Raw genomic sequence first — 5,653 nt, 5'->3', positions numbered from 1 at the left:
CGCTCCGAGGTCCGCGAGTCCTACTCGGCCTACAGGACAGCGTACGACCTTGCCAAGCACTACCGCGACGAGGTCGTGCCCCTGCGCAAGCGCATCTCCGACGAGAACATGCTTCGATACAACGGGATGCTGGCGAGTGTCTTCGAACTGCTCGCCGACGCGCGCGACCAGGTCACCAGTGTGACTGTCGCTGTTGAAGCGTTGCGCGACTACTGGGTCGCCGAGACCAACTTGCAGAGCGCGCTCACGGGGCGTTCACCCAGCGGCGCTCCAGCGATGGGTCCTGCCAAGTCCGCTTCCGCGGAGCAGGGTGCCCACTGAAGGAAATCGAGATGACAAACCGCAGAACATTCTTCAAGGCCGCCGGTGCGACCTTCCTCGGTGCCGCGGCGGTCAGCCGAGTGGGCGCCGCATCGCTACCGGAAGTCGTCATCCAAGCTGGTGCGGCGACGCAGCCGCCTCCGTCTCCGCCCACCGGTCGGCCCTTCAATCCCATCGTGACACTCAACGGGTGGTCGCTTCCGTGGCGCATGAAGGACGGCGTCAAGGAGTTTCACCTCGTCGCCGAGCCGGTGGTTCGCGAAATCGCGCCGGGCATGAAGGCCAACCTCTGGGGCTACAACGGCTCGAGCCCGGGCCCGACCATCGAGGCCGTCGAAGGCGACCGCATCCGCATCTTCGTCACCAACAAACTGCCGGAGGTGACCAGCGTCCATTGGCACGGCGTACTGCTGCCCTCCGGCATGGACGGCGTGACCGGCCTGACGCAGCCGCCCATCGGCGTGGGCAAGACCTTCATGTACGAGTTCGTGCTGCAGCGCCCGGGCACGCACATGTACCACCCGCACGCCGACGAGATGGTGCAGATGGCCATGGGAATGATGGGCCTGCTCATCATCCACCCCAAGGACCCGAAGCAGTATCGCGTCGACCGAGACTTCGGCTTCATCCTCAACGCCTACGACATCGAGCCGGGCAGCGCGACGCCGCGCGTCAACACCATGCTCGACTTCAACCTGTGGACCTGGAACAGCCGTGCGTTCCCGGGCATCGACCCGTTTGTCGCGCGCACGGGTGAGCGAGTTCGCATCCGAGTGGGCAACCTCACGATGACGAACCACCCCATCCACATGCACGGCCCGCACTTCGAAGTGACGGGCACCGATGGTGGTTGGGTGCCCAAGAGCGCACGGTGGCCTGAGGTGACGACTGACATCGCCGTGGGCCAGATGCGCGCGTTCGAGTTCGACGCCATCGCCGGCGACTGGGCCATTCACTGCCACAAGTCGCACCACACGATGAACGCCATGGGCCACGACGTGCCCACCATGATCGGCGTCGACCATCGCGACGTCGCCAAGAAGATTTCGGGCCTCGTGCCGGACTACATGGTCATGGGCGACAAGGGGATGCACGACATGGCCGAGATGGAGATGCCGCTGCCCGACAACACGCTGCCGATGATGACCGGCACTGGTCCCTTCGGTCCCATCGGCATGGGCGGCATGTTCAGCGTGGTCAAGGTGCGCGACAACGTTGCGCGCGGTGACCACCGCGACCCCGGTCCGTACAGGCATCCCGCCGGAACCCTTGCCAATGAGTACACGGCGGAGACGCCGCCGGCGCCTCACGCGACTGCACCCAAGGCCGACACCAACACGCTTCAGGTCCGCAAGCCCTCCGGGCACGCAGGCCATTGACCAACCTCGCCGCAACGGAAGACTTCCCATGAACACCAAGATTGCACTGTCCCTGACTGCCCTCGCGCTCGCCGCCTCGACTTCGCTTGCCTTCGCGCATGGAGACGAAGAACACGCTCAGCCACGCAAGTACGACCCGACCAAAGTCGAGCCAACCGACTTCGGGCAGGAAGGCAACCCCAAGAAGGTCGCGCGAACCATCAAGGTCGACATGGCCGACAACATGCGCTTCACGCCCTCTGATGTCACCGTCAAGCGTGGCGAGACCGTGAAGTTCGTTGTTCACAACGACGGCAAGGTGCTCCACGAGATGGTGCTGGGCACGAAGAAGGCCATCGCCGAGCACGCCGAGCTGATGAAGAAGTTCCCGGAGATGGAACACGCCGACGCGAACATGGCCCACGTCAAGCCGGGCAAGGCCGGTGAAATCGTCTGGCAGTTCACCAAGGCCGGCGAGTTTCAGTTCGCCTGTCTGCAGCCCGGGCACTTCGAAGCCGGCATGGTCGGGAAGGTGACCGTCAAATGAGGCGCCGGCACGTCCTGTCTGCCGTCGGCGCGGGCTTCCCCGTAAAGGTCGCTCTCGTTGGCGATACGACCGTGACCCGCAGACGCTACGGCCTGCCGGACAAGTTCGGCAGCTGCCATACCGGCATCGTCGATGGCTACGTCGTCGAAGGTCACGTCCCTGGTCCGGAGGTCAAGCGGTTGCTCGCAACACGACCCACGGCCATTGGCATCGCCGTACCGGGCATGCCGCCCGGTTCACCTGGCATGGAGGTCGGGGACCGCAAGGACCCCTATGACGTCTTCCTCATTGACAAGAGCGGTCGCGAGACCGTCTTCGCTCACTACCCGAAATCCTGAAGGAGTTCCCAAGATGAAGTTCAATCACGTGATTGCCGCAGTTCTGCTTGCCTCCGCCTTCGGCGCGCAAGCGCAGGCCTCCCCTGCTTCTGGTGTCGACCACTCGGCCCACCATGCGCCTGCTGCGTCCTCCGCTGCTGCTCCGTCCAGCGACGGCGAGGTTCGCAAGATCGACAAGGAGCAGGGCAAGGTGACCCTCAAGCACGGCCCAATTGGCAACCTCGATATGCCCGGGATGACGATGGTCTTCAAAGTTGCCGACCCGAAGATGCTCGACACCATCAAGGAAGGTGACAAGGTGAAGTTCTCCGCAGACCGGGTGAACGGTGCCATCACGGTAACCGACATCCAGCCCGCAAAGTAGCAGCGCCGAAGTACCGGGCCCTGGCGAAGAGCAAGGCCCGTTCTTCGTGGTGCTGTCGCTGCTGTTCTCGCAGCTGGCGGTGGCGCAGTACGTCTGCCCGCAACAGGCAGACGTCGGGATGATGGCCGCCATGATGGAGGCGGACGGGCACTCCGTGCGATGGCGCGTCCGCACGTCAGCCGCGTTAGCGTTCGTCCTCGGAGTCTCCAATGTCAAAACACGTCCTGCGCGCAGTCGCTCTGGCTGCCGCCTCGCTGCCGGCCGCCTGGGCCGTTGCGGCTTCACTTTCTCTCGACGACGCGGTTGACCTGGGGGGCCTTGGTTCCTCAGGTGCACAGCGGGATGATCGCGTCGGCCAAGCCGCGACCGAGTGGGGTCGGCGCATGGTCCACGCGCGGCGGTACTTCGTTGTAGCTTGTTCGCGCCTGCTCCCGATCGGCCTCCAGATCATTCAGCGGCTGGATGAGCACCTTGTCACTGACGCCCTCGACCGGTCGCTTCAGTTCGCCGCGGCGTCGCGACGGAAAAATCAAGGCCACGAACAAGCCATTCGAGGACCACTGCGTTCTCGGCATCAGGATCCGGGACGGCAGGCTGGCTACGATCCGCGAGTACATCGACACGCAGGCCACGGCGTGGGCCGCACGGATGGACGCGTCGGGGCCGGCATGGCCAAGCCTCACCGCTCGGGCTTGGCAGGTCGCTTGGCGACACCGCGACTCGGCGGATTCGGCAGGATGGCGCTGGCGACGATGTGGGATAGATGATCGGCCCGTGGCGCGAACGCCGGCAGGTCGACAAGCCAACCGAGCGCCGACATCAGGCCGAACAAGTCGTCCCCATTCATGTCGGTGCGCGCCTGCCCGTCGGCCTGTGCGCGAAGCAGCAGGCGCGCGCTCGCTGAGTGCACCGCTGCACACGCGGCATAAAGAGCGGACTCCGGGTTCGTGTGGGCGGCGGCCATCATGGCGACAACGCCTCGATAGCTCTGCGCGAACGCCATCCATTCGCGGAACCATGAAACGAGCGCCTCACCGGGTGCATCCGACTCCTCGAGTCCGCTTGCCGTCTGTACCAATGCGTCCAGGTGTGTGCACAGCAGCGCCTCGAACAAGTCTTCCCGCGTCGGGAAATGACGAAGCAGGGTGGCCAATCCGACCTCGGCCCGGCGCGCTATATCGCGCATGGATGCGTTGACACCGTGCTCGGCGACGACCTCTCGCGCGACCGCAAGGAGATGGGTTCGATTCTTCTGGGCGTCGGCTCGCATAGGCTCCTTGACAAACGGATCACTGATCCGTATATTTGGATCACTGGTTCGGATGCTATGAATTTGAATCTGGATCGGTGATCCAAATGGTACTGCGCCTTGCACCAATCGGAACAGCGGCGCTGCGTCACCACACACGAAAGGTCAAGGATTGTGAAGAAACTAGAAGGCAAGGTTGCAGTCATCACGGGCGGAAGCAGCGGCATTGGCTTGGCTACAGCCAAGCGCTTCGTGGAAGAAGGTGCGCACGTCGTGATCACTGGGCGACGAGAAAAAGAGCTGGTGGAGGCTGCCGCCTCCGTCAAGAGAAACGTGACGACGGTCGTGGGCGACGTGTCGCGCCTGGAAGATCTGGACCGGCTCTATGCCGTCGTGAAGGAAAAACATGGTCACATCGACGTCCTCTTCGCGAACGCGGGCGCAGGGACAATCGCGCCGCTCGCGGTAGCTACCGAGGCGCATTTTGACCAGACCTTCGACGTGAACGTGAAGGGGCTGTTCTTTACGGTGCAGAAGGCCCTTCCCCTCTTCAAGGACGGCGGCTCGATCATCTTGAATTCGTCGGTCTCAAACGTGCTCGGGCTTCCCGGATTTACTGCTTACGCTGCGAGCAAGGCTGCCGTGCGCAACTTCTCGCGCGGTTGGACTTTGGAATTGAAGGACCGCCACATCCGCGTGAATTGTGTGAGTCCCGGAGCAATCGATACCCCGGCCTTGGCGACGACGACGGGCCTTACCGCTGAGCAGGCCGCGCAGGCGGTCGCACAGTTCACCACGCAGATCCCGATGGGTCGTAGAGGCGTCCCCGAGGAAATCGCGGCTGCAGTTGCGTTCCTCGCCTCTGACGAGAGTTCTTACATCACCGGTGTGGATCTCGCCGTCGATGGAGGCATGGCGCAGGTCTAATGCGAGAGTGCAGATCAACGGAGGACCCGCCGTGGACCGCCCCCTGCACGCCGGGCGCTTGTCGAATGCCCACTGCAAAGGAGATTTCGATGTATGACCAAGCCAAGCTTTCCGAGTTGATCCAGTTCGCACGAGTCGATGCGGGATCCACCGTCATCGACGTCTACCCAGGGGATGGCGACTGGACCCGTCTCTTCTCCGACATCGTGGGACCCGCAGGACGGGTCTTCAGCTTTGTGCCGGCCGAAGTCGCCCACTTCAAGAACGATCCGGTCGGCCGGATGCGAACGCTTGCGACGGAGCCGGGCCGAGAGAACGTGGAAGCCGTTTCGGCGGACCTCGTGGCGATGTCGGAGGTCACGCAACAAGCGGATGTTCTTTGGATGCATCTGTTCTATCACGATCTCCACACCGCGCTGATGCAGGCCAAGGGCGCGACGGCGGCCCACTTCAATCGAGCTGTCCACGAGCGACTGAAGCCCGGCGGGTACTACGTCATCGTGGACCACGCCGCCGCCGCCGGGCTGGGCACGAGCGACGCGCAGTCGC

General features: G+C 63.6%; 8 protein-coding genes and 1 pseudogene. 7 read left to right on the top strand and 2 right to left on the bottom strand.

Features of this window, described 5'->3' with window-relative positions:
• The 5 genes and pseudogenes from AC1D12_RS22940 to AC1D12_RS22920 form a co-directional block, all read left to right on the top strand.
• Window positions 1–321: pseudogene (locus AC1D12_RS22940) on the top strand (TolC family protein); the annotation flags it as partial.
• An 11-nt stretch (window positions 322–332) separates the two neighbouring features.
• Complete coding sequence (locus AC1D12_RS22935) at window positions 333–1,700, top strand: multicopper oxidase family protein (RefSeq protein ID WP_465115123.1); 1,368 nt, start codon at window positions 333–335, stop codon at window positions 1,698–1,700.
• Between the two features lie 28 nt (window positions 1,701–1,728).
• Entirely contained in the window at window positions 1,729–2,226 is a 498-nt protein-coding gene (locus tag AC1D12_RS22930; RefSeq protein WP_465115121.1) for a cupredoxin domain-containing protein, read from the top strand.
• Window positions 2,223–2,564, top strand: a complete 342-nt coding sequence (locus tag AC1D12_RS22925; RefSeq protein WP_477843060.1) for a DUF411 domain-containing protein — start codon at window positions 2,223–2,225, stop codon at window positions 2,562–2,564. Before AC1D12_RS22930 ends, AC1D12_RS22925 begins: the two co-directional genes overlap by 4 nt.
• Window positions 2,565–2,577: 13 nt before the next feature.
• Window positions 2,578–2,928 carry a copper-binding protein gene (locus AC1D12_RS22920; RefSeq protein ID WP_477828171.1) on the top strand — a complete coding sequence of 117 codons (351 nt, stop codon included), beginning with the start codon at window positions 2,578–2,580 and terminating at the stop codon, window positions 2,926–2,928.
• A gap of 326 nt (window positions 2,929–3,254) precedes the next feature.
• On the opposite strand, the gene AC1D12_RS22915 is transcribed toward AC1D12_RS22920, so the two are convergent.
• A complete protein-coding gene (locus AC1D12_RS22915; RefSeq protein ID WP_477828170.1) occupies window positions 3,255–3,611 on the bottom strand; it encodes a winged helix-turn-helix transcriptional regulator in 357 nt (118 codons plus the stop codon).
• Window positions 3,608–4,198 (bottom strand): TetR/AcrR family transcriptional regulator, encoded by a 591-nt coding sequence (locus tag AC1D12_RS22910; protein WP_477828169.1) that lies wholly within the window; start codon window positions 4,196–4,198, stop codon window positions 3,608–3,610. Before AC1D12_RS22910 ends, AC1D12_RS22915 begins: the two co-directional genes overlap by 4 nt.
• A gap of 153 nt (window positions 4,199–4,351) precedes the next feature.
• On the opposite strand from AC1D12_RS22910, the gene AC1D12_RS22905 reads away from it, so the two are divergent.
• Both AC1D12_RS22905 and AC1D12_RS22900 read left to right on the top strand, forming a co-directional pair.
• Window positions 4,352–5,104 (top strand): SDR family NAD(P)-dependent oxidoreductase, encoded by a 753-nt coding sequence (locus AC1D12_RS22905; protein ID WP_477828168.1) that lies wholly within the window; start codon window positions 4,352–4,354, stop codon window positions 5,102–5,104.
• Between the two features lie 89 nt (window positions 5,105–5,193).
• A partial coding sequence (locus tag AC1D12_RS22900; RefSeq protein ID WP_477843058.1) for a class I SAM-dependent methyltransferase occupies window positions 5,194–5,653 on the top strand: 460 nt, incomplete at its 3' end.

It is taken from the genome of Rhizobacter sp. P1_G5, from assembly GCF_056405435.1.
This window is presented reverse-complemented; position numbering and strand designations above follow the sequence as displayed.

What these genes read in the sequence shown, in the direction of transcription:
- AC1D12_RS22925 (WP_477843060.1), top strand. Translation starts at nt 2,223, where the DNA reads ATGAGGCGCCGGCACGTCCTGTCTGCCGTCGGCGCGGGCTTCCCCGTA.
- AC1D12_RS22910 (WP_477828169.1), bottom strand. Translation starts at nt 4,198, where the DNA reads ATGCGAGCCGACGCCCAGAAGAATCGAACCCATCTCCTTGCGGTCGCG.
- AC1D12_RS22920 (WP_477828171.1), top strand. Translation starts at nt 2,578, where the DNA reads ATGAAGTTCAATCACGTGATTGCCGCAGTTCTGCTTGCCTCCGCCTTC.
- AC1D12_RS22935 (WP_465115123.1), top strand. Translation starts at nt 333, where the DNA reads ATGACAAACCGCAGAACATTCTTCAAGGCCGCCGGTGCGACCTTCCTC.
- AC1D12_RS22930 (WP_465115121.1), top strand. Translation starts at nt 1,729, where the DNA reads ATGAACACCAAGATTGCACTGTCCCTGACTGCCCTCGCGCTCGCCGCC.